General features: G+C 58.7%; 13 protein-coding genes, 1 pseudogene and 2 riboswitches. Of the genes and pseudogenes, 8 read left to right on the top strand and 6 right to left on the bottom strand.

What is annotated here, in order from left to right:
• Window positions 1-30: 30 nt before the first annotated feature.
• The 3 genes and pseudogenes from IJL83_01785 to IJL83_01775 form a co-directional block, all read right to left on the bottom strand.
• Window positions 31-939 (bottom strand): annotated as a pseudogene (locus IJL83_01785) (Fic family protein).
• Between the two features lie 416 nt (window positions 940-1,355).
• The gene (locus tag IJL83_01780; GenBank protein MBQ6552338.1) at window positions 1,356-3,188 is read right to left on the bottom strand and encodes a recombinase family protein; all 1,833 of its coding nucleotides are present in this window, start codon (window positions 3,186-3,188) and stop codon (window positions 1,356-1,358) included.
• Window positions 3,189-3,527: 339 nt separating this feature from the next.
• Complete coding sequence (locus IJL83_01775; protein ID MBQ6552337.1) at window positions 3,528-3,716, bottom strand: hypothetical protein; 189 nt, start codon at window positions 3,714-3,716, stop codon at window positions 3,528-3,530.
• A 218-nt stretch (window positions 3,717-3,934) separates the two neighbouring features.
• Window positions 3,935-4,009: riboswitch (cyclic di-GMP riboswitch) on the top strand.
• Between the two features lie 474 nt (window positions 4,010-4,483).
• Window positions 4,484-4,558, top strand: a riboswitch (cyclic di-GMP riboswitch).
• Window positions 4,559-4,633: 75 nt separating this feature from the next.
• On the opposite strand from IJL83_01775, the gene IJL83_01770 reads away from it, so the two are divergent.
• The 8 genes from IJL83_01770 (at window position 4,634) to IJL83_01735 (ending at window position 20,805) form a co-directional block, all read left to right on the top strand.
• A complete protein-coding gene (locus IJL83_01770) occupies window positions 4,634-5,536 on the top strand; it encodes a hypothetical protein (protein ID MBQ6552336.1) in 903 nt (300 codons plus the stop codon).
• A 47-nt stretch (window positions 5,537-5,583) separates the two neighbouring features.
• Window positions 5,584-10,962, top strand: a complete 5,379-nt coding sequence (locus tag IJL83_01765) for a hypothetical protein (GenBank protein MBQ6552335.1) — start codon at window positions 5,584-5,586, stop codon at window positions 10,960-10,962.
• A 616-nt stretch (window positions 10,963-11,578) separates the two neighbouring features.
• Window positions 11,579-12,538, top strand: coding sequence for a signal peptidase I (locus IJL83_01760; GenBank protein MBQ6552334.1), 960 nt, complete (start codon window positions 11,579-11,581; stop codon window positions 12,536-12,538).
• A gap of 507 nt (window positions 12,539-13,045) precedes the next feature.
• Window positions 13,046-14,653 (top strand): hypothetical protein, encoded by a 1,608-nt coding sequence (locus tag IJL83_01755; GenBank protein ID MBQ6552333.1) that lies wholly within the window; start codon window positions 13,046-13,048, stop codon window positions 14,651-14,653.
• A 423-nt stretch (window positions 14,654-15,076) separates the two neighbouring features.
• Complete coding sequence (locus IJL83_01750) at window positions 15,077-16,714, top strand: DUF2357 domain-containing protein (protein ID MBQ6552332.1); 1,638 nt, start codon at window positions 15,077-15,079, stop codon at window positions 16,712-16,714.
• A 1-nt stretch (window position 16,715) separates the two neighbouring features.
• Window positions 16,716-17,813, top strand: a complete 1,098-nt coding sequence (locus IJL83_01745) for a signal peptidase I (GenBank protein ID MBQ6552331.1) — start codon at window positions 16,716-16,718, stop codon at window positions 17,811-17,813.
• A gap of 49 nt (window positions 17,814-17,862) precedes the next feature.
• The gene (locus IJL83_01740) at window positions 17,863-18,090 is read left to right on the top strand and encodes a hypothetical protein (GenBank protein ID MBQ6552330.1); all 228 of its coding nucleotides are present in this window, start codon (window positions 17,863-17,865) and stop codon (window positions 18,088-18,090) included.
• A 357-nt stretch (window positions 18,091-18,447) separates the two neighbouring features.
• Entirely contained in the window at window positions 18,448-20,805 is a 2,358-nt protein-coding gene (locus tag IJL83_01735; GenBank protein ID MBQ6552329.1) for a GGDEF domain-containing protein, read from the top strand.
• 421 nt (window positions 20,806-21,226) lie between these two features.
• Here the strand turns inward: IJL83_01735 and rsmA are convergent, their stop codons facing one another.
• The 3 genes from rsmA to sleB form a co-directional block, all read right to left on the bottom strand.
• Window positions 21,227-22,075: a 16S rRNA (adenine(1518)-N(6)/adenine(1519)-N(6))-dimethyltransferase RsmA gene (gene rsmA, locus IJL83_01730; protein ID MBQ6552328.1), complete on the bottom strand. Its 849-nt coding sequence runs from the start codon at window positions 22,073-22,075 to the stop codon at window positions 21,227-21,229.
• A complete protein-coding gene (locus IJL83_01725) occupies window positions 22,072-22,569 on the bottom strand; it encodes a flavin reductase family protein (protein ID MBQ6552327.1) in 498 nt (165 codons plus the stop codon). The genes rsmA and IJL83_01725 overlap by 4 nt, the downstream gene beginning before the upstream one ends.
• Before the next feature lie 327 nt (window positions 22,570-22,896).
• Window positions 22,897-23,841: a spore cortex-lytic enzyme gene (gene sleB / locus IJL83_01720; protein ID MBQ6552326.1), complete on the bottom strand. Its 945-nt coding sequence runs from the start codon at window positions 23,839-23,841 to the stop codon at window positions 22,897-22,899.
• Between the last annotated feature and the right edge of the window lie 84 nt (window positions 23,842-23,925).

Genomic DNA, 23,925 nt, shown 5'->3' with positions numbered 1-23,925 from the left:
GTGTTCATGGAGAACGATGGGCGCGCAGGGTTACCGCGGGGGAGGGGACTGCCGGAGTATTTTCAAATACGCGTCAAGCCGCGAGTTGATATATCCCGCGAAGAGCTTTTCCATTGCGGAGACGCCGCGCTTCGCGTAATACTCGTCAAACGCGGCGTAGTACGCGCTCCTGTCCGCGAACTTGACGTCAATGGGCGGGAAGCCCGCCTTCATCAGCTCCAGATTAACAAGCAGGCGTCCGGTCCTGCCGTTCCCGTCGATAAAGGGGTGTATGCCCTCGAATGCGATATGGAAGCGGGCGAGCTTCGTGACGATATGTTCGCCGCCGGCGGCGTAATCCCGCAGAAGCTCCTCCATTTTCGGCTGTATGAGGTAGGGCTGCGGCGGCTCGTGCCGCGCGCCCATGATGCGAACGGGTACGCGCCGGTAAACGCCGCGATCGTCTTTTTTGTCCGCGAGCACGAGGGCGTGTATCTGCTTTATGACGCTTTCGGTCAGCGGGGCGTTCTCTTTGACGAGCGCGGTCACGTAATCGAACGCTTCCTTGTGGCCGACGGCTTCCAGATGATCCTTAACCGGCTTGCGTTCTATCGTCAGTACGCGCAGCACGAGGTCGGTCTCGCGCAGCGTCAGCTAGTTGCCCTCGATCGCGTAGGAGTTGTAGGTGTATTCGACGGCGAACTCCTCATTCAGCCGTTCGAGCTCGCCTTCCGTGAGCGGACGCGCGGCGTCGAGCTCCGCTTTTTTGCGGTCGATCTGCGCGAGAACGCTTTCTTTCGAGCGGAAGCGCCCGTCGGCCGGCTTTCCGGCGTCGGACGGTATCATCCAGGCGCGCCCCCGCCTCTGCGCGCCGGCGATTTTGCCCTGCGCGCACAGCGTTCTTACGCGCCTTTCGGAAACGCGCCATTTTTCCGCGGCTTCTTTTACGGTGATAAACATAGTCCGCCTCCCTTCGTGTGTATTATACCACGTTATCGGAACAATATCAAGCGTTTCGGAACAATATTTTGCGATTTTGCGGAACAATACCGAAGGCGCGGGTCCGTAGGGACGAGCATTGCTCGTCCGGGAATCGACGCGGCCGGCGGCGTTCGTGTCATCCTGAGCGGAGCGATGCGAAGCATCGCGCCCGTAGGGACGAGCATTGCTCGTCCGCGCAGTCACGCTGAACGCCGTGTAAGAACACAAAACGTAACCCCCGTTTCCGACTACACACTTTGCCTTTCACACGACCGTTACCTTCAGGATCCTTCGGCTCCGGCTTCGCCTTCGCTCAGGATGACAACGTATGCAGCCGCCATCTTACGGTGTGGGATCCCTCGGGCTTTGCCCTCGGGATGACAGCAACGCCGCCCCTACGGGCGCGGGATCGCGGCCGCGCTGCCGTCGCGGAAGGTGAAGACGGTCTCCGCGCGGGAGACGGTCACGCGCTCAACGACGCAGCGGAAGAGCGTTTCGTCAAACGGCGGGGGAGAGGGGAGCGCGGGCGTTTCCGTCATTCCGGGGGCTTCGCCCGGGGAATCCCCCTCCTCACGCAGCCGGTCGGCCAAGCCTTCCCCTTGAGGGGAAGGTGGCGTCGCCGAAGGCGGCGACGGATGAGGTGTCATTCCGAGGGCGAAGCCCGGGGGATCCCCCGCCTTACGCAGCGCGTCGGTCTTGCCTCCCTCTGGGAGGTAGCGAAGCGGAGGGCGCGGTAGTGAATGACAGCCCGGTGGGCTGTCAGAGCCGCGGCCTGACCGAGCCCGCAGGCGAGACGGTGGATTGCCGAGGTGTAAACCGAGGCAAGACGGAGGGAGAGATACCGGCAGTTTTCCTTTCGCAGACGCATCGTTCCGAAGATGAGGGGCAAGTGCGAAGGATGATCCGCCGTCTTCGGATATAACTCCCTGCAAATCGCGGCTCGGCGTTATCTCTCCCTCAGTCTCGGACGGCGTGCCGCCGCCCTCGACAGCTCCCTCCTCAGAGGGAGCCGAGCTCGTCCCTACGGGCGCGATGCTTCGCATCGCTCCGCTCAGGATGACAGATGATACCGCCTCCGCGCAGGCGGCCTCCGCGGCGCTCACGTCGAACCGCGCCGCGCACGCCGCGGCGAACGCCGCCTTCAGCTCCTCCTCGGGTACGGGCGGGGCGGAGCAGCGTCCGCACTTGCGGCCGGAGCAGCGCAGGGAGCGCGTTTCCGCGCCTCCGCGCCTTCGCGTGAAGCGCCCCATGACGCCGCCGCACTCCGCGCAGAACACACGCCGCGCGAAAACGCCCTCCGCCGCGCGCGGCTCGCCCTCGCGCTCCTTCAGCTCCCGCTGAACGAGGTCGAAGACGGCGGGGGAGACGATGGCCTCATGGTGTCCGGCTATGTAGTATTTCCGCAGTTCGCCGTTGTTGACGGCGCGCTCTTTCGTCAGATAGCTCTTCGAGTAGGTCTTCTGCCGCAGGGCGTCGCCCTTGTACTTCTCGTTGCGCAGTATGCTCAGCACCGTGGAGGCGTACCACTTTTCGCGCCCCGCCGCGAAGGGTACGCCTTCGCCCTCGAGTGTGCGGGCGACGCCGTAGGGGGTGAGCCCCGCCAGAAAAAGTCCGTAGACGCGGCGCACGACCGCCGCCTGCTCCGGATTCACCGCCATCGAGCCGTCCGGCGCGCGGTCGTAGCCGAGGAACGACTTGTACGGCACCCACGCGTTGCCGCGCCGCATGCTTTCGCGCATGCCCCAGGTGACGTTCTCGGAGATCGAGCGGCTTTCCTCCTGCGCCAGCGACGAAAGTATCGTCAGCATCAGCTCGCCATTTTCGTCGAAGGTGCGGATGTTTTCCTTCTCGAAGTAGACCTCCGTGCCGTGTTCGCGCAGCAGGCGTATGTGCGTCAGGCTGTCGACCGTGTTCCGCGCGAAGCGGGCGACCGATTTCGTGACGATAAGGTCGATGCCGCCGGCGAGGGCGTCTTCGATCATGCGGCGGAAGCCGTCGCGCTTCTTCGTGCCGGTGCCGGAGTATTCGTCGGCGTAGACGCCCGCAAGCGTCCAGTCGGGGCGGGAGGCGATCAGGCGGGTGTAGTAGCTGCGCTGGGCTTCGTAGGAGGTCTGCTGTTCGTCCTTTTCGGTGGAGACGCGCGCGTAGGCGGCGACGCGGCGCGGCTTCGGCGCGGCTTCCGCGCGCTCCGGCGCGGGCGTGGATTCGATTACGGTTACTTGCGGCATGGTGTACTCTCCTTTCGTTGTGCGGGTCGGGCGAACGCGGGGCGTTCGCGTGACTGCGCGGACGAGCAATGCTCGTCCCTACGATTTGCGCTTGCGGCACGGCTGCGTGACTGCGCGGGCGATTGATAATCGCCCCTGCGGTCTCCTCGGCCGCCGCCCCTGCGGCAGCGTATGCGCCTACTCCGGCGCTTCGCGTGACTGCGCGGACGAGCAATGCTCGTCCCTACGATTTGCGCTTGCGGCACGGCTGCGTGACTGCGCGGGCGATTGATAATCGCCCCTGCGGTCTCCTCGGCCGCCGCCCCTGCGGAAGCGTGAATTTCACTGACGCCGGAGGCGTCATTGCTGCTCCGGCGCTTCGCCGGAAAGCAGCGCGGCGAGCAGCGGCCTGAAGCGCCTGCGCAGCGCCGCGCAGACGGAGGCGTATTCGCTTTCGGTGAGGGCGCCGCGTTCGAGCAGCCGCTTCGCGTAAGCGGCGGCGAGCAGGCAGTTCGCCTCCGCGTGCAGCTCCGAAGGCGTCATTTTCACGTCCGATCCCTCCTTTCCGGCAGGATACGAAAATATAATAAAATATATTATTATATAATACCGCAATTCCGCTCTCGAAAAAGGAAAAAACCGCGTGAAATCCGCTATAAATATATATATAACGGTTTTGCGTCGAAAAAAATCAAAAAAATCGGCTCGATTTTGAAAAAAACACTTGCATTATATATAGTACTATGTTATAATACGCTTGCATATAGTATAGGTGTAGGCAAAGCCGGAGCAATCCGGTGACGCAAAGCTACAGGACCCCACCGGGGCAGCCAGCTGCGATGTTCGACATAGCGCGAACGGAGCGGCTTTTTTTATTGCCCCGCGAAGCCGTCGTCAGAAGAGCGAAGCCCGATGAGGTTCGCGGCACGGCGGCCGCCTTGGTTCCCCCCGCGGGGGGAGGAGTACGGCGCGGAGTGTGTGGAAGAAGAATTATCGCGGGTCCCGTATGAGAAGTTTCGCTTTGCGCAAAGCGGCGAACGGTGTTTCGCCGCGGCGCGGCTCAGCCGCGAACGGACGCGGGAGGGCCCGCGTTCACGCGCCGAAGGCGCACGCCCCGTGGAGTTCCCGCCGACGTCAGCCGGTCGGAAAGGGAAGACTCCGCAAGCTTGTCATCCCGAGGGCGAAGCCCGAGGGACCCCCCGCCGATCGCAGCCGGTCGGTCTTGCCTCCCTCGTCAGAGGGAGCCAGGGCAGCAGGTCGGAAAGGGAAGGGGATCCCTCGCTTCGTTCGGAATGACAGCCCGCGACACAAACACAACTCAACATCGGCAAAGCCGGAGCGATCCGGTGACGCAAAGCTAAAGGGGCTCCCCGAGTCAGCCAGTTGCAAACGCGCAGCCGGCTGGTTTTTTTAGCGGCTGAAACACGCGCGTGCGGAGCGTGCGCGAAAGAAGGGTAAAAGAAAAAGTGCCGAAGTATTTCACGAAAAAGCAGAATATGTGGTTTGCCGCGAAGCTGACGTCGATGATCCTTCTCGGCTTGTTCGTGCTGTTCGTGACACTGCTTTATCTCAACTCCGCCTTCGGCTGGTTCGCGATGAACGAAGAGGTCGACGGAAACGGCATGGCGGTAACCGCCTATCAGGATGACGTCGAGGCCGAATACTCGCACTATTTCTACGACGCGAAAAACGCGACGGGCGTCGGGCAGAACTCCATTGACGATATTCAGGTCCCGCAGTACGACCTGATATTCCGTCAGCGCAACCGCTACACCCCCGCGGTGATCCGCGTCGCGCTTACCGGCGAGGAGGATCTCCCGCAGTCGGGAACTATCGCGCTCACGATCGGCCGCAACCTCGCGGCGAGCATTACCACGGACGAGGGCAGAACAATAGCCAACGGCTCCACGCTACCGGCGCTGAACGATCTCTTTTCCAGTCTGATGCGTCTGACCATCGTCAAGGGAGCCGGCATCTACAGCGACGACCCTACCACGCTTTACCGCAACATCGACAACCTGCCCTACGGCAACAACTCCACCCTCTATGAGGTCATCAAGTCGCAGACGGTGAACGACTCCACGACCAACGTTTTCACGACTGTCACCGGCGACGAAGGCGATCCCGACCGCTACACGAAGGCGGATTCGGTAACGCTTTCCATCGACTACACCGCCGCCGACTGGAACGACATGGACGGCGACGGCGTGAACGAAACGCTCAACGTCTACGTCTACGTCACCTACGACGAAACGCTGCTCCGCGAATACGGCGCTTACGACGCCACGCTCAACGGCGACATCACCAGCGTCGGTCAGGTCATCAAACTGAACAACGACCTGCTGACGATCGCGGCCAGCCATTCGTAAAGGCGAAGACAACCCCGCTAAACTGCACGGAAAGGAAGTGACGATAGTTGAAAAAGTTTGCGAAAAAGCAGCTCGCTTCGAGCTTTGTGCTTTTGCTTTTCCTGCTGGCGCTGACGACGTCGGCTGTTTACGCATGGCTGAGTAACTCTCTTGAATCGACTGTCGGCGCGACCTCCTACGTGCACAAGTCCTATTTCGAGAGCGGCGACGGCACCTCGACGCAGCAGTACAACGTCAGCTACGACGCGGACGGCAACCCCACCCACGGCGTGGACGGCGAAGGCAACCCGCTGGCGAGCGAGGTCGGCTGCGCGTTCGAAATAAGATATCCGGTTCAGCTCTACTATTTCGCGTGGCTGCAGAATATGGGCTATTTCAACGAACAGGAAGACGGAGCGATCAGCCAGATATACTTTTATCTTTCGGACGATCTTGATATGACAGGCTGGGTCCTTCCTCAGATCGGCACGCAGGAGCATCCCTTTGTCGGCAATTTCGACGGCAACGGTCATACCGTTTCGAATCTGACGATCCAGAACAAAGACTCCTCCGGAGGACAGACTTGGGTCGACGCGCCCGAAAGCCAGAACATCACAGGCCTGAATATAGTCGGATTTTTCGGCGTTATCGGGCAGCTCGGCACAGAAGTGGCTCCCGGCGGAAGCGGCACTATTGACGGCTATACCTATTCGAGCTCCGTCAATGAGGTCAAGAACTTCATCATAGAAGACGCGGTCATCAAGACCGACCTTTCCGAATCCCTCGTAGGCATCGCCGCCGGCTACGTCAACGGCACGATGGAAAACGTCAAGGTTGTCGGCGGAACGATCTCGAACGTCAGCGCGACGACGGCGCTGACGACGTACACGACCAACCTTTCCGATTTCGGCGCGGTGGGATACTGCACAGAGCCTTACAAAGGGACCAATCAGGTCACCACGGTGAAGGTTTATGATCCGCAGGCCTATACCAATTCGGGCAGCGGAGCCACGCCGGTCCAGGGCAACAACTGGGGCGGCAGCGTGGAGATGCAGTCGATGTATGAAGATCTGCGCGTCCTTTACGACAGCTATACCACGCCCATCAACGGAGTCCCCGCGGGCACGAATATCATAGAGATCACTACCGACGGAAGCGATAACGTCGAGAGCGTCAGCGTGACCGGAGACGGCACGGCTCCTCTGACGATGACCGCCGGTAACCGCACCTATACTCTGAAGCTTGTCGAAAAGCGGGAAGACGGCGACGCGGTCGCGTATTATAACTTCGTGCCGCATCCGCAGGGCAGCGTCGATTTTATGTATCTCTACGGCGACAAGATCGTGACGACGGAAAGCAAAACGGAGGGCGCCGTTTATATCCATACCGAAAACGACGATCACTATTTCTCGATAAACGCCGCGGGCGCCTTTGCGGATCAGAGCGCAAGCGCCTCCGCCACGAAGTGGATCGTCAAGGACGGGAGGATATATACCGTCAGATCGAAGACGACGACCGATCCGGAATCCGGATTGGCGGCGACGGAAGATTATCTGTATTACGTCGTCAAAAACGCTCAGAACGCGCTCGGGCTTGTGGAAGTCAGCCAGCGCGAGGCGTTGCCCGCCGCCGTGACGGATTCGCCCTGGATTGTGGGAGAAGCGTCAGTCACGACGGGCGGATACGCGCTCGTATACGGCGGCGGAGTATGGACTCTGGAGCAGCTTTCCATGTATATTTCGGATAACGCGGGCGGCAATTTCCTTTCCGTGTCTTCCGCTCCCGCCATCGTCAATCAGACGTCGACCGCCGCCGCTACGCGCTGGATAAAGGAATCAGTTCAGGGCAGCGCGACCGGCTTCTATCTTGCAACGACCGTTGGCGGCGCAAAGTATTATCTTCTCTGCAGCTCCGGCGGAGCGCTCAGCCTCGGCGCAAGCGGTCCGACGGTTTGGTATGAGGAAGCGCCCGCGACCGGCAATCACAAGGTGTATATGCTGACGAGCGAAAGCGGCGGTTACGCGCTTTATTATGACGTCAGCAACGGCTGGTCTACCACGGGCTACACGCTTGTCGGTCAGGGCAACGACTGGGGCGGTAGTATTGATATGCTTGATATACACCGAAGACTGTTGACGATTCGAGACTCAGATAACACGTTTGTGAGCGGAACGACCACGTATTTGAGAGCAATCGACTTGGATTCAAAAGGAAGATTTACTTTCAGTTTTTATTCTGACAGCAATTTGCCGAATAACTATAAATATATTTATCTATTTGGGAAGAAAGACGCATATCCCTCATCAACACCCACTTTTTTTCCTTTAAATACGGATGAGTATTTTAATCCCAGTCCTTTAAACACGGGATATATCATTAGTGGCTCAACATACCAGCAGTTCACAAACAATCCGCGTCAATCGGGAGATATAAGAGTTTCCGCTTATGAATTGAGCAACCTGTCCGACTCATATACCGGGACAATTACCAAGGAAAGCGCAACAGGATATTTGATTACCAGAAACGGGGCGACTTCATATCGATTGGGTCTTTCGCCCGATCTCGCACGAATCAAGGTAATACGGTATAGTTCGCAAAGTACGACAAATACGGATAGAGTATCTTCGTATTGGTTTTTCTCAAACGGAACGACTACAAGTGGTTATCTCACAACGGTTCTTAATTATGTCAGATACTACGCCAATATCGTGGACGGAGAGATTGTAGTTTCAACTACTCCTTCGACAACGTGGACTTCTTCGGCGGTGTTGTCTGGAACAGGTTATACGATTCGATCCGGAGATCGATATCTCGGGTATGATAGTTCTACCACGAATTGGATTTTAACCAATCAGTCGAATGCTGTTGCTCTTCGAAGCTGGGGCTCGATAAATTTGAATTACTATACTTCTAACTACGATGCTGGAAAAATGACAATTTACGCTCGTACTGCGACTTCGAATGGATTACAGTCGTTTACGAACAACTCAAGAGCTCAAGAACTAGGCCTTCAGAAATATGCCGATGCACGCGGTAGCCTTGATTCAGTTCTTTCATCCGGGAAAGGAGCTATTTATGGTCTTCATTTTATGGATGCAACGGTGGGCTCGACAGACGTAACGATTCCAAGTGCGACAATTAATGGAAATAGTGGTTTAACAAATTATCATGTTCCCAGTGACTGTATAGATTTTAATTTGAAAACGAAGGGATATGTCAATTTTTTTGCTGGAACCTACTTTGAAAACAACGACACTTTCTTTTCGCTCTACCACATTATCAGAACATCAAATACTGCATATTCTGTTAAAGAAATAAGCGAGATATATGCTCCCGCAAACAGTAATGGTGATTATATTTATAGGTATTCGGATGGTACTTATTCCAATAATGCACCAAGGGGCAGTATGGTTTTTGATATGGCCTGGTTGACCAATCCGGGATCGGATTTTGTTGATAACAGACTATACTATTATGAAATCCCCGTAAACGCCGGAGAGTATGCGCTCGGCTCCGTTCCCGGCAAGAACGGCGCCTACATTATGTACCTCGATATTTCGGCCGCCGCCACCGTCGAAGGCGACTCCAAAATCGTTGACGGTATTAGCTCGGTCACGGAGAACACCTCCGCCGGCGATCTGACCTATAACGGACTCAGCGAGAACGAGGCGGATTATCCGACCTTCTATCCGCTGGCGTGGGATCGCGACGCCGTCCGCGGCCACATCGGCGAGCTGCCCGCCTCCTCAAACACCGGCTACGTTATCTCGGGGTCGAATACGGTCTCCAATCCGCCGGGCGATATACGCGTTTCGCGATATACGAAGTACGCGAATACCAACTGGGGCAGTATCCGCAATTCGCTGACCTCCGCCAATAACGCGGGCGTTCTCAATAATAACCGCGTCTATACGATCATCAACGGCGGTCAGCAGAGCATAACCGCGTACGGGATAGGGAACCAATATACCACGCGTTACGCCGCCGTCGCCGCGGAGGTGAACGGTCTGCTGCGGAATCAGCAATACGTATACGGCCTGCACTTTATGCAGGCGTCGATCAGCGCCGATAACACCGTGAGGATACCGAAGGCGGTCATAAACGGCGTTACGTACACGGATTATGAGATGCCCGAGGACAGTATTGACTTCGTCGTTCAGACGCGCGGCCGAATCACATTTATGGCGGGCACGTATTTCAGCGGCTCGCAGGGTACGCAGAGCTTCTTCTCGCTCCACCGCGTCTTCAGGGACGGCGCCGGAAATATCACCGCCATCAGAGAGCTTTCGGAGATTTACGGCGACGGCAACGCCGAACATCCGTATTATTACAGATACAAGGGCGACGCCGGATATTACGCCTCCGACGGCTCGAATAATTCAAGCGCGCTTCCCGCGGGATACGAAAAGCTCTATGACACTGCGGCTATCGCGGATCCGACGTCGCTTCAGGGGATCAACTCTTTGACGATGAATTCGGTCTACTACTTTGAGATCCCGGCTGATCCCGGCGAGTTTGCGCTCGGCTCATCAAGCAGCGACGGCGCGTATCTGATCTATCTCGATATCGCCGCCAACGCCGATTTCGATATCAAAACGACGGTCACCGAGGTGACCGAGACGACCGTCAGCTCTCTGGTTTATCCGAAGGGCGTCGCGTTCGTTGACGCCGCAGATTCCACGGCGTTCGATACGAACGGCGTTGCCGATCCCGAAAAATCTGTTTTCCTTTCGATCCCGATCGCGAATTCGGCAGGCAACACGGTGTTTTCAATCACCTCCGCAGGGGCTATGACAGTGACGAACACAACGTCTTCGCTTGCCGGATACGAGGCCAAGACCATCCCGCCCGGCAATTCGCTGACCGTGAATAACGGAACGCCGATTACCCTGACGGGAGCCGTGACGATCCGCGAGATTGTTACCGAGGTTGATTCCGATCCGAACGGATCGACGGTAACCACTGTGACGACGACCACGCAGACCACGGAAAACGGAGTTACGACAACGACCGTCGAGCAAACCGTTACCACTGTGATGGGAGCGACATCGAATACCGTGACGACTTCGCCGGCTCCGTCGTATGACGGGCACGCGCTGATCCCGACCGATTATACGGTCCAGCCGAGCGTTCCGGCGCAGACGATCCTGGAGTATAGGTTTATAGGCTCCGGACTGACAAATAACGTCGCTCGCAACGGAGATCTGAATATCATTACCACCGATTCCACGGTCACGGTAGGCGGAGACGAGTTTATCGTTTGCGACGTTGTGAAGTCGACGGACGTCGACGGAACGAACGAAGCCGGACGCTACGACATAACGATTTCCGGAGCGGCGGGGACCTACACCGTAACGGTCATTAAATTCAACGGAGACTTTGAGTTCTATGTCAACGGCGCCACAGTGTCCGCCGTCGGAGACGCCTCTGTAACGGTTGCGGCTTAGTGCGCCCTGCGCCTTGCCCGCCGTTCCCGTAGGGGCGATCTTGATCGCCCGTTGGGGCGCGCGTCGCCCGCGCATTGACGCACTCACTTCTGTCATCCTGAGTGAGCGAAGCGAGCCGAAGGATCCCCCATCACCCGCAGCCGTCTGCAAAGGGAAGGGGATTCCTCGTCGGCGGCTGCGCCGGCTCCTCGGAATGACAAATTCTTTGCAGCGTACGCAATTGCGCCGAAGCCATGAACGCCTCCCTCGATCGAGGGGGGCGTCGTCTTCCGCCGCAAACCCGCGGTTTCGACCCGCAAAAACCACCGTTTCGCGCGGCGCGGAGCGAAATTTTCAACCAATTTTTTCACATTTTCTCTTTACAAATCCGCAATTATATATTATAATTACAATTACGTATCGTATACCATAGGATAAAAGGGTGCTTGCGCCCGTCGAAATCCGCGGTTTACGATGCGTTCACGCGCCCCGCGCAAGCGGGTTTTAATACTTCGCGCGCGCGTACGCATACGCGCATACATATATAGCGAACGCGCCCGTCCAGTTATTCACCGCGCGAGCGGAGGATATATAATTTCGCAAGCAAAAAGAGACTTACATAGAAAGGAAGTCAACTATGCAGAGTGAAAAGACAGTTGAAAAAAGCACTGCCAAAAAGGTACTGCGCATCGTGGGGAACGTCCTTATCTGGATCTTCATCATCTTCGCGGCGCTTACCACCGTGCTGGCGTTCGCCGCGCAGTCGAGCGGCGACGGCATCCCCGCCATCGCCGGACGTGCGATCCTGACCGTTCAGTCCGAATCGATGAACCGCGCCGCCGGCGAGCAGGCCGTCAAGGACGGCAAACTCGTGCTCGAGGACGGCTGGGAGAAGGGCTTCAACCAGGGCGACATCATCATCGGCAGGAAGCTCCAGCCCGATGAGCAGAAGGCGCTGAAGGTCGGCGACATCGTCACCTTCAAGACCTCCATCCTCGGCGACGACGGCAACATGCACGAAGCGCTGAACTCCCACCGTATCGTTGAGGTGCAGGGCACGGGCGACGACGTCATGTACGTCACCCGCGGCGACAACCCCGAAACCAACCAGAAGGACGACGATCCGATCTCCTGGAGACTCGTCATCTGCAAATACACCGGCACGCGCCTCCCCGGGCTCGGCAAGGTGCTCGATTTCCTGCAGACGTCCACCGGCTTCCTGGTAGTGATCGTTCTGCCGCTGGTCGCGTTCTTCATTTTTGAGCTCGTGGTCTTCATCCGCAAGTTCCTGAAGGTCAAGAACGCCGGCAAGAAGCAGATCACCGCCGCCGACGAAGAGGTCATCAAGCAGAGGGCCATCGAGGAGTACCTCAAGCAGCAGCAGGCCGCGCAGGGCGCCGAAGCGAAGGTCGAAGCGAAGGCCGAAGAGGTCAAGGCCGAGGCCGAAGAGACCGTCGAAGCCGTCGAAGAGAAGGCCGAAGAGGTCGTCGAAGAAGCGAAGGCCGAAGCCGCCGAAGCCGCGGAAGCGGTCGAAGATAAAGCCGTCGAGGCCGTCGATGAAGCGGCCGACGCGGTCGAGAAGAAGACAGAGGAATAATCGCCCGCGCGGCAACGTAAAAGCGGGCCGTGCCCGCCGCCCGCGCACCCGCGCTGAACGCCTGTCATCCCGAGCGCAGCGAGGGACCCCACACCCTTCGCAGCCGTCTGCAAAAGGCGGCGCAAGTGATATTGCGGCTTCGCCGCAGTGGTATTATCGCTTCGCGATAGTGATATTGACGCTGTGCGTCAGTGATATTGCCGCCTGCGGCGGCAGATGCGTTCGCGGAGCGAATGCGGGGGATTCCTCGTCGGCGCGTTCGCGGCTCCTCGGAATGACAGCGGACGCGCACCCGCGCCGCGTTCGTCGTCCGACCCCTCTTCTCGTTTATGAAAACTCAATGAATCTCGGCGTAAAAACCGCAGGTTCCGTATGAATACACGCAATTTCCCCGCGCAAAAAGAGCGCGAGGGTGTGATAAACTCATTCATTTTCACTTTTCTGACTGACTTTTAAGTATATTTTCACCGTTAGGTATACATTTTTCATTGTAAAGGTTGTTGATCAATGGACGCATTTATGAATTGGTTTTTTGCCTTCATGACCACTATCCTCGAGGGCTTATGGACCGGCATCTCAAAGCTGTTCATAGGAATCTTCCAGCTGTTTAATTTCCCGATGATATTCGACCAGCTTTCGCGCTACAAAGGGGAATTCAACATACTTGCGTGGATCCTGTGCATACTGACGATCCTTCTTGCTTACGGCATATTCTTTGCGATCGTGTTCCTGATAATCCTGGGCATACGCAAATACCTGCGCTTCCGCAAGACGCTCGTCGGCAACGAAGACCTGCTTGAAGAGATCGCCGATCTGCACCGCGACGTCGTGAAGCTGACGGCGGAGAAGGAGCGCATCCTCGCGATGAAGCTCGACCCGACCGGAATAACCTACGACGAGATCCGCGCGCTCATCGAAGCCGAGGGCGCCGCGGCCGGAGCCGCCGCTCTTGCGGCGACCGGCGGCGGCTCCGCCGCGGGTACCGGAACCGGCGAAGGCGGCGAGGGCGAGGAAGGCGTGCCGAACATGGACGGCAGACGCTTCTTCCGTCTGACCGCGGTCGACGAGAAGTACGAATACTACGTGCCGCCGGAGTACGATCGCTCGATGAACCTCGAGCAGCTCTGCGACGATATCCGCAACTTCGCCTGCTTCAACTCGCGCCTCTTCTATGAGATCAAGACCATCCGGCTGATGATCGCGGGCCTCGCGTCCACGAAGCTGATACTGCTGCAGGGTATTTCCGGTACAGGTAAGACCTCGCTGCCGTACATAATGGGCAAATATTTCCTCAACGACGCGACGATCGCCTCGGTCCAGCCGTCCTGGCGCGACCGCACCGAGCTCTTCGGCTACTTCAACGAATTCACCAAGAAGTTCAACGAGACCGAAGTCCTCAAGCGCATCTACGAGGCGTCCTATAACGACGACATCAACGTCATCATCCTCGACGAGATGAACATCGCCCGTGTTGAGTACTACTTCGCGGAGATGCTCTCCATCCTCGAAATGCCCGACGCTAACGAATGGAAGATCGAGCTCGTCCCGTCCACCTGGCCGGGCGACCCGAACCACCTCGTCGACGGCAAACTGCAGATCCCGCAGAACGTCTGGTACATAGGAACCGCGAATAACGACGACTCGACCTTCGCCGTTTCGGATAAGGTCTACGACCGCGCGCTCGTCATCAACCTCGACAGCAAGGGCGTCCCGTTCGACGCGCCGGAGACGAAGGCGAAGAACATCAGCTACTCCTACGTCGAATCGCTTTACAACAAGGCGATCGAGGAGCATCCCGTCAGCGAAGAAATGCTGCAGAATATCAGCCACCTCGACCTCTACGTCATCGAGAAGTTCCGCGTGGCCTTCGGTAACCGTATCATCAAGCAGCTGCGCATCTTCGTTCCCGTTTTCGTCGCCTGCGGCGGCACCGAGGTCGAGGGCATCGACTACATCCTCGCCACCAAGGTCTTCCGCAAGTTCGAGGGACTCAACCTTTCCCTCATCCGCGACGAGATCCGCGGCCTGATCTCCTATCTCGACACCCTCTTCGGCAAGGGCGAGATGAAGGAGTGCATCGCGTATTTGCAGCGCCTCCAGAAGATGAGCTATTAAAAGCGGTGATTTTCGGCGCCTTCCGCCGCGTCGCGCTCGATGGGCAATAGCCCGATCTTCGCGCTTTCCGCGGCGAAAATCGCCTGAAAATCCCTCGCTTTTTGCGAAGCGAAGCTTCGCAGTGAAATTGCGCTTGCGCGCAGTGAAATTATTGCTGCGCAACAGTGAAATTGCTGCGCAGTGAAATTGACGCTGACGCGTCAGTTTAATGAACAAATCGGCTCCGCCGATTTGAATAATTCAAATTGCCGCAGGCAATTTGTTCCTAAACTGCGAGCGAAGCGAAGCAATTTCACTGCGGCTTGCCGCAATTTAACTATGCCGAAGGCATAATTTCACTGACGGCGAAGCCGTCAATTTCACCGGCGCTTGCGCCGATGCTGCTCACGCAGTGAGCAATACCAAACGAAAGGAGGCCTTTCCGTGCCCGAAGAACTCAAAAAGATGTCCGACGACTTCAGCCGCGTATATGAAGACGCGACCTTCTTCATCGACAGCATGATGAAGGACTACGAGGTCTTCCCGACGATCCTCGCGCTGATGCGCGACGGGAACGCCTCCATCGAGCTGAAAAAACGCTACATCCTGCGCGCCATCGACGAGACGTGGGTGAACGCGATCGAAGACGTCATTCCCGCGCTGGACGTCATCATCCGCAACCCGTCGAAGTACATCGAGGAGCGCGAAGAGGTCATGCCGATCGAGCTTTCGCGCAACATCTCCGTGCGCTCGCTGCAGCACCTTTCGCAGCACACCAACCTTATCTCGAAGTACGAAGACGGCGTGATAACCCCGTCGAAGATACTCAACGTCTTCCGCGAGGAAACGCTGCAGACCTACGAGAACAAGTTCATCAACACGCTGATCAGCCGGCTTTACGCCTTCGTCAACCGCCGCTACGAGATCGCGCTGAAGGCGGGGCAGGACGAGAAGACGACCTCCCTCGACTTCAACGAGAGCTTCTATCACGGCAAGGCGCGCGTCAAGCTGAATATGCGCGTCGAGATCGCGGAGCCCGCGATGAGCGAAGAAGACCGCGTCGAGCGGAACTATACCCACACGACCGATCTGTGGCGCCGCGTCGTCAAGCTCAACGAGGTCGTCACCACCTACGCCAACTCCACCTTCGTGCAGGATATGGGGCGCAGCTATATCCGTCCGCCCGTCATGCGCACGAACGCGATACTGAAAAACAAAAACCTGCGCCAGTGCCTCGCGCTCTGGCAGTTCATCGAGTCCTACGACGAAGCGGGCTACAGCATGCTCGTGCAGGAGGATCTCGAAAAGGTGGACGACGCCTACGTCAAGGAGCTCTATTCCACCCTCGCGCTGCAGTATCTTATCTTCAGATATAATATAAATAACGAATTCGACGCCGAGGCCGCCCTCGACAGCCGCATTGCCGACGACGTTTACAATCCGCGCATCATAGACGAGCTTTCCAAGCCGGATAAGGACGAGTTCAACGTTCCGGCGGAGCCGGAGAAGGCCGCGCCGCCGCCCGCGCAGCAGCGCGCGGTGACGCTCACGCCGGATGACCGCCTGATGCTCGTGTCGCTCGACGTCGCGCTTGCCGCCGCCGAGGCGATGTCTCCGGACGAAGCGGCGATCGCCGATCATCCGTCGATCCCCGAGCCGGAGGCCGCCGAGGTCTACGTTTCCGAGGAGGAGAAGGAGCGCCGCGCCGAAGAGGCGCGCGCCGCCGCCGAGGAAGAGATCAGGCGCAAGGCGATAGAGGAGTATATCGCGCAGCAGGAAGCCGAGGCAGCCGCGCGTGCGGAGGAGGAGGCGAAAGCCGCCGCCGAAGCCGCCGCCGAAGCCGCCGAAGTCGCCGACGCCGCCGCGAAAGCGGAAGCCGAAGCCGCCGCGAAAGCCGAAGCCGAAGCCGCCGAAAGAAGCGCTGCCGACGCGCCCTACCGCGCCCCGCGCGTTTCCGGCGCCGGAGGCCGCCGCCGCATCGTGCACGGCACCGCCGTTCCCGCGGTACGCGAACGCAGCGGCGAATACGGCGCGAAGCGCCGCGCCGCGCTTGACCGTTTGAACGCGAGAAAGAGGGGTTAGCATGTCCGAAAAGCACAACCCCGAAAACGATATTCCCGAAGCGGACGCCGCGCCCTTTGAAGAGGAAACCCCCGCGCCCGCCGCTGACGCTGTCATCCTGAGCCCGCAGGGCGAAGGATCCCCGGCCGACAGCAGCCCCGCGGAAGAGGAGACCCCCGCCGCAGGCGGAGCTCCCTCAGACGAGGGAGCTGTCGAGGCCGGCTCGCCGTCCGTGACTGAGGGAGGGATTACCGCCGACCGCGCTGACGCTGTCATCCTGAGCGAGCGAAGCGAGTCGAAGGATCTCACGTCTCCTTCCGTCATCCTGAGCGAAGCGAAGGATCCCACACCCCAAGCAGAATCCCTGCTCGAGGAAGGGGATTCCTCGGGCGAAGCCCTCGGAATGACAGACCCCGACCCCGCGCCCGCTGACCCCGCCCCCGTGCCGAAAGAGAAAAAGTCGATCATCCGCCGCATCATCGGCATCGTCGGCTACACCGTCGTCATCGCGCTGATGCTGCTTGTCGCGTTCATCCTCTTCTCGAACATGAGCGGCAAGGTGACCTTCATTTTCGGCAGAACTGCGATGTGGGTGAAGACCGAATCCATGGCGCCGGTGATACCGGAACGCAGCTATATACTTGTTCGCAAGGCCGCCGCGCCAGAGGTTGCCGTCGGGGACGTCATCGTCTTCAAATCGGACGATCCCGCCATCGCCGGCTCCTACAACACCCACCGCGTCGTTGAGATCGTCGGCGGCGGAGCGGAGTTCGTCACGAAGGGCGACAACAACGCCGTCGCGGATCAATACACCGCGAAGGCGGCTAACGTCCTCGGCATATACGAGAAGAACCTGCCGATTATGACCTCGTTCGGCCGCGTGCTGTCGACTACGCAGGGCATAATGATAACCTTCACGATGATATTCGTTATCTTCCTTATTATATACGTGCCCGATATGACGCGCGCGGCGAAGAAGAAGCAGGATGAAGCCGACCGCATCGAGCAGGCGCGCGTCGACGCGCTCGTCGCGCTTGAGGTCGAGAAGCTGAAGGCGGAAGCCGCCGCAAAGGCCGCCGCCGAAGCCGCGTCCGCGGAAACGCGGGAGGACGCGGAGTGACGGACGTTTGACCGACAAATAACAGATTTCAATAAAAGAGGTAGCTGCAATGTTCAAAAAGATGAAGCTCAAAAAAGAGATCGAGAACTGCAAAAAATCAATCGCGGAGCTCGAGCAGAAGCGCACCCGTTCGCAGGCGGCGCTGGTCGAGGCCATCCTGATGAAGACCGAGCCGAAGGACGACGACGTCGACTTCTTCAACAAGTTCACCGAAAAGATCGAAGCGGAGCGCAATCGCCTTCACGAGCTGATGAAAGAGCTCGAAGCATTAGGATAAGCAGCGCGTCGGCTCGGCTCCCTCTGAGGAGGGAGCTGTCGAAACTTGCGAAGCAAGTTGAGACTGAGGGAGAGATAATGCCGAGATTCGTTAAGCGGAACTCTGTTTGCAGACGTCGGGCCGTTCCGCGTAAATCTGTCCCTCGTCTCCGGCATAGCGCCTGATAAGCAGGAGAGTTGTCGTTATCTCTCCCTCCGTCTTGCCGTCGCTTCGCGGCGGCAAGCCACCGTCTCGCCTGCGGGCTCGGTCAGGTCGCGGCTCTGACAGCCCACCGGGCTGTCATTCACTACCGCGCCCTCCGCTTCGCTACCTCCTCAGAGGGAGGCAAGTTTTCAACCGCGTTTCCGGAGGTACACTTTGGCTAAAACCAAAACTCCAAAACCCGAAAAAGCAAAATCCGCCGCGCCGAAGAAAAAACGCAGTCTCGGCAGCGGTGTTCTCATCATGCTCGTTATCCTGATATCCGCGGTCCTCGTCAGCAGCGGACTGGTCATGGTGTTCAACTACTCAGACCAGATCGATCAGGAGGCGGGCATCGTCGGCATGCGCTATTCGCAGGAGATGAAGACCCACCTTTACAAGGCGGTCGACTCCTACCAGGAGAAGAGCGAGCAGATGGCGAAGTATATCGTCCAGGGCGCCGCGCAGAGCGAGGAGGAGTTCAGCGTCCGCCTGCGCAACGTCAGCGCGCAGTTCGGCGTGACGAACCTGCGCCTGCGCTACTTCAAGGACGGCAACGAATACCGCGTCAGCGGCGCGGTGTTCAACACCACGCTTGAGTCGAAGTCGGTGCTCGAGCTCGCGACGCGCCGCCGTTCCGGCTGCGCCGGCATCGTCTCCGACCAGGAGATCAACCCCAACGGCGTCGCCTTCTGCGTCGCCGTCGACGGCTGCGCCTACGCCGACGTCATCGTCTTCTTCTATTTCCCCGTCTTCGACGTCGTCGCGTTCCCGCCGGAATCGCTGAACGAAGAGATATTCGCCGACTCGCGCCTGACCTGCGTCGCCTCCGGCGAAGGCGAGATAATAAACATCCTTTCGCAGACGGATATGGGGCTCTATGAGCATAACAACATCTACGAGGCGCTCCGCCCGCAGATAAACGACAAGTCGATAATCGACGCGATGCGCGTCGCGGTCTACGACTCGACCTCGCAGGTCTTCCAGGCGGATATATCGAACGAGCGGCACGTCATCTGCGTCAGCAGTCTGACAGAAGGCGGCTCCGCGCCCTTCGCGGTCGTCTCCGTCTATCGCGCCGAGGACCTGCACGGCACCGGCTACTCCACCGTCAGAACGGTGCTCAGCGTCATCATGATATTCGCGGCGCTGCTGCTCGTGCTTGTCGTGACGAACGTCGTCGGCCGTATCCGCGCCCGCCGTCAGCTCGCGCTTATGCACGATATCGACCCCGTCCTCGACTGCCCGACCCGCATCAAGTTCGAGCGCGTCGCGGGCGACATACTGAACCGCAACAAGGGAACCGCGTTCGCGGTCGTTACGATAAACCTCAGACACTTCAACTACATAAACGACCAGATGGGCGGCGAAACGGTCACCGGCATCCTGCTCTACCTCAAGATGCTTTACAGCCGCATGATGGTTCTGGACGAAACGTACGGCTATCTGGGCGACGGCCGCTTTGCGCTGCTGATGCACTATCGCGATTTCAAGATGATAGAGGATAAGCTCAAATCGGTCACTCAGCTCGCCGCGGGCTATAACGCGCGTCTGCCCGCCGGCTATAACATCACGCTTTACGGCGGCATCTACCGCACACAGACCGGCATAGTCGACGACATCGGCAAGATGATCGACCTGGCGGTCGACGCGGAGGGCTCCATGAACTTCCCCTACGACTTCGGCTCCTTCCGAATCTACAACGACAAGATCCACGCCTCCCACGCGCAGGCGGAATACATCGAAGTCCACATGGAGAGCGCGCTGCGCAACCGCGAGTTCCAGGTCTTCTACCAGCCGAAGTACAACATCGCCAACGACGCGCCGGACGGATGCGAAGCGCTCGTCCGCTGGTACAATCCCGAGAAGGACGAATATATGCAGCCGGGCGTCTTCATCCCGCTGTTCGAGGCGAACCGCTTCATCGTCAAGCTCGACCTTTACGTTTACGAGCGCGTCTGCGAATACATCGAGGAGGCGGTGCACCGCGGCGAGCGTCTCTATCCCGTCTCGGTCAACGTCTCCCGCATCACCGCGATGGAGGGCGACTTCCTGCAGCAGTATATCAACATCAAGAATAAGCACAACATCGCCAACGGCTTCCTCACTCTCGAGTTCACCGAGTCCTTCGCCTACGAGGACTACGATATGCTCCGCGAGATAGTCAACACCCTGCACAAAAACGGCTTCAAGTGCTCCATCGACGACTTCGGGACCGGCTACTCCTCATACAGCATACTGAAGCAGCTGCCGATGGACGAGATCAAGCTCGACCGCTTCTTCCTCGAAAAGGGCCTCTCCGCCGACCGCGACACGAAGGTCCTCATGAGCGTCATCAACGTCGCCCGCGAGCTGAACATGAAGGTCACGCAGGAGGGCGTCGAGACCATCGACCAGCTCGAAATGCTCAAGAAGATGGGCTGCCAGGTCATCCAGGGCTACCACTACTCCGCCCCGCTGCGCCTGAGCGACTACATCGAGTTTATCGAGCGGAAGTCGCATAACGTCGACTTCGTCACCCGCGGCCGCGAGTAAAGCGGGTCTTTTTGGCGCTTTCCGCCGCGTCGCGCTCGATATGCAGATAGCATAATCTTCGCGCTTTCCGCGACGAAAATCATCCGAAAATCCCTCGCTTTAAGCGACGGGGACCGTCGCGGCTAAATTATCTCGCTGCCGCTCGATAGCTGAATTGACGGCTGTCGCCGTCAGCTAAATTCGCCCTTCGGGCGAGCTAAATTGCTTCGCTTCGCTCGCAGCAAAGGAACAAATCGCCGCAGGCGATTTGAATAATTCAAAACCGCTTCCCGAAAGGGAAGCGGTTTTTCCATTCGCTTGCTCCGAAGGAGCAAATTTAGCTATCGCGAAGCGATAATTTAGCTGCGGCAAAGCCGCAATTTAGCTCGCGGGCAAAGCCCGTGAATTTAGCCGCGCAAGCGCAGCGCGCCTGCGCCTGCGCTTACGCCATCCCGTCCGCTATCGCGGCGAACTTCTCCACGCTCAGCGTTTCTCCGCGCGCGGTCGGCGGGATACCCGCGGCGTTCAGCGCCGCGAGCGCGCGCTCCTTGCCGAAGGCGGAGCCGAGCGCGTTCGAGAGCATCTTGCGCCGCTGTCCGAACGCCGCGCGTACGACGGCGAAAAACAGCGCCTCGTCTTTGACCCTGACCGGCGGCTCGGCGTAGGGCGTCAGCCGCACCACCGCGGAGTCGACCTTCGGCTGCGGCATGAAGCTGCCGGCGGAAACGCCGAAGAGCAGCTCCGTCTTCGCGCGGTAGGCCGCGGTGACCGTCAGCGCGCCGTAAGCGGAGCTTCCGGGCTTCGCCGCGAGGCGCTGCGCGAATTCCTTCTGCACCATAAGCGTCAGCGCGGTGAATCGGTCGCCGTATTCCAGCAGGCGCATCAGCGCCGGAGTCGTTATGTAATAGGGCAGGTTGGCGCAGACCGCGACCGGCATATCGCCGAATTTTTCGCGTATCAGCGCGTCGAGGTCGACCTTGAGTATGTCGCCCTGCACGAGCTCGACGTTTCCGCAGCCCTCGAGCGTTTCGCCGAGGACGGGGAAGAGGGAGGCGTCCAGCTCAACGCAGACGACCTTGCCCGCGACGCGTGAAAGCTCACGCGTCAGCACGCCGACGCCGCAGCCGACTTCAAGAACGCCGCCGTCGGGCTTCGCGCCGCACAGCCCCGCCATGCGCGGGCATACGGAGGGGTTGACGATGAAGTTCTGCCCCAGCCCCTTCTTCGTGCGCGTCCCGTGCCGCTGCAGCAGCTCGCGGACGTATCCGATATCGGTCAGCTCGCGGCTCATCTGGTATAGACGGCCTTGATCTCGCCGATATACATTCTGTGATAGTCGCCGTCGGGATAGTGGCGGCGGAGGTTGTATTCGAGGAACTGCTCGGGCGTGATGTCGCCGAAATAGAGCTTTTCGCAGACGATGACGGTGCGCGCCTCCGCGAAGGCGACGGTGCCGTCGAGGTCGATCGGGGTGAGCTCGGCCTCCTGCGCCTTGTCGCAGTCGCGCCCGGAGTGTGTGCCGCAGAAGTTCAGCGCGGGCTTGTATTCGTCGTCGAAGAGGCAGATTGAATACTTCAGCTCGTTCTCGATATAGCCGAAGGTGTGGCGCGACGGCCGCACGAAGACGAAGCTGACGTCCTTGTCCCAGAGCACGCCGAGGCCGCCCCAGCTGCAGGTCATCATGTTGCAGTCGGCGGCGTTTCCGGCTCCGAGCAGGAAGTGCTTTTTGCCGACGGCTTCAAACACGCCGTCGAGTTCGGTAGTGAGTATTTTCTTGAATTCCATAGTGTTCACTCCTTCCATAGTTATATTATACCAAGAGGGAAGGGAAAATACAACAGGAAATTGCCCGCCGAAGGCGGGCAGATTCATCCCTTCGGGATGAGGTAAATTTGCGGCTTGCGCCGCAAGGTAAATTCACGCTGACGCGTGAGCGAATGAACAAATTGCCGAAGGCAATTTGAATAATTCAAATCGCGGAGCGATTTGTTCATTAACTCATCCCGAAGGGATGAATTTAGCTCGGGCGAAGCCCGAATTTAGCTGCGCCGAAGGCGCAATTTACCTCGCGGGCGCCGCCCGCGAATTTAACTGTTTTGTATGTGACTTAAGTCACATACAAAACACGTGCGCGCCTATCGTGCATATCACCGGCCTCGAGCGTATCCACTTGCTCGTGGCGGTTTTCGGATTGTAATAGTATATCGCGCCGCCGGAGGGGTCGACGCCGTTGATCGCGTCCTTCGCGGCGCGGTAGGCGGAGGCGGCGGGCGCCATGTTTATCTGCCCGTCGTTTACGCAGCTAAAGGCGCCCGCCTGATAGACCACGCCGCTGACGCTGTTGGGGAAGGAGGGGTGCCGCACGCGGTTGAGCACGACCGCGCCGACGGCTACCTGTCCCGAATACGGCTCGCCGCGCGCCTCCGCGGAAATGACCCGTGCCAGCAGCTCGTAATCCGCCGCGCCGTAGCCGCCGTAGCCGCCGGAGGCGGACGAGCCGGAGCCGCTCCCGCTCGAAATACCCATCGCGGCGAGGGTCTTCGGCCCGGCGATACCGTCGACCGTCAGCCCGTTCCTGCGCTGGAAGTATTTGACCGCCTCGTAGGTCTTCGGGCCGTAAACGCCGTCGACCGCGCCGTCGTAGTAGCCCCAGCGCTTGAGCTTCTCCTGAATCTTCACGACCTCGCTTCCGCGCGAGCCGTAGCGGGACAGCGCCGCCGCGCCGAACGCCGCGCCGATCGCGAAGGCGAGCAGTATCCCCGCGGCGACGAGCCGTATCAGGTGTTTTTTCAGCTCGTGCCGCGCCTTTTCGTTCGTCATATTCATAAAATAAACCCCCTTTGCCTTAAATACGCGATTATTTTGCCGCCGCCGCGGAAGAATATTCGCGAAACGGGCAAAAAAGGGTTGACATCGCGCCCGCGATAGTGCATAATATAAATAGAGTGTTTTTGTCAAATGAGGCGTTATTATTAAATAGAATAGCTGCAAGAACGTGTGGATAATCGGAGGCTTATGCGCCTTCATTCTCGCGTGTGCGGCGGCCGCGTTCTTCATCTACCACTCCGTTCAGGAGCGGCAGCGTATGGAAAGATGGCGCCACTACGACGATAAATACCTGGACGAATAAAGCTACGGCTT

The sequence above is a fragment of the Clostridia bacterium genome (assembly GCA_017438525.1).
GTDB lineage: Bacteria > Bacillota > Clostridia > Oscillospirales > RGIG8002 > RGIG8002.
This window is presented reverse-complemented; position numbering and strand designations above follow the sequence as displayed.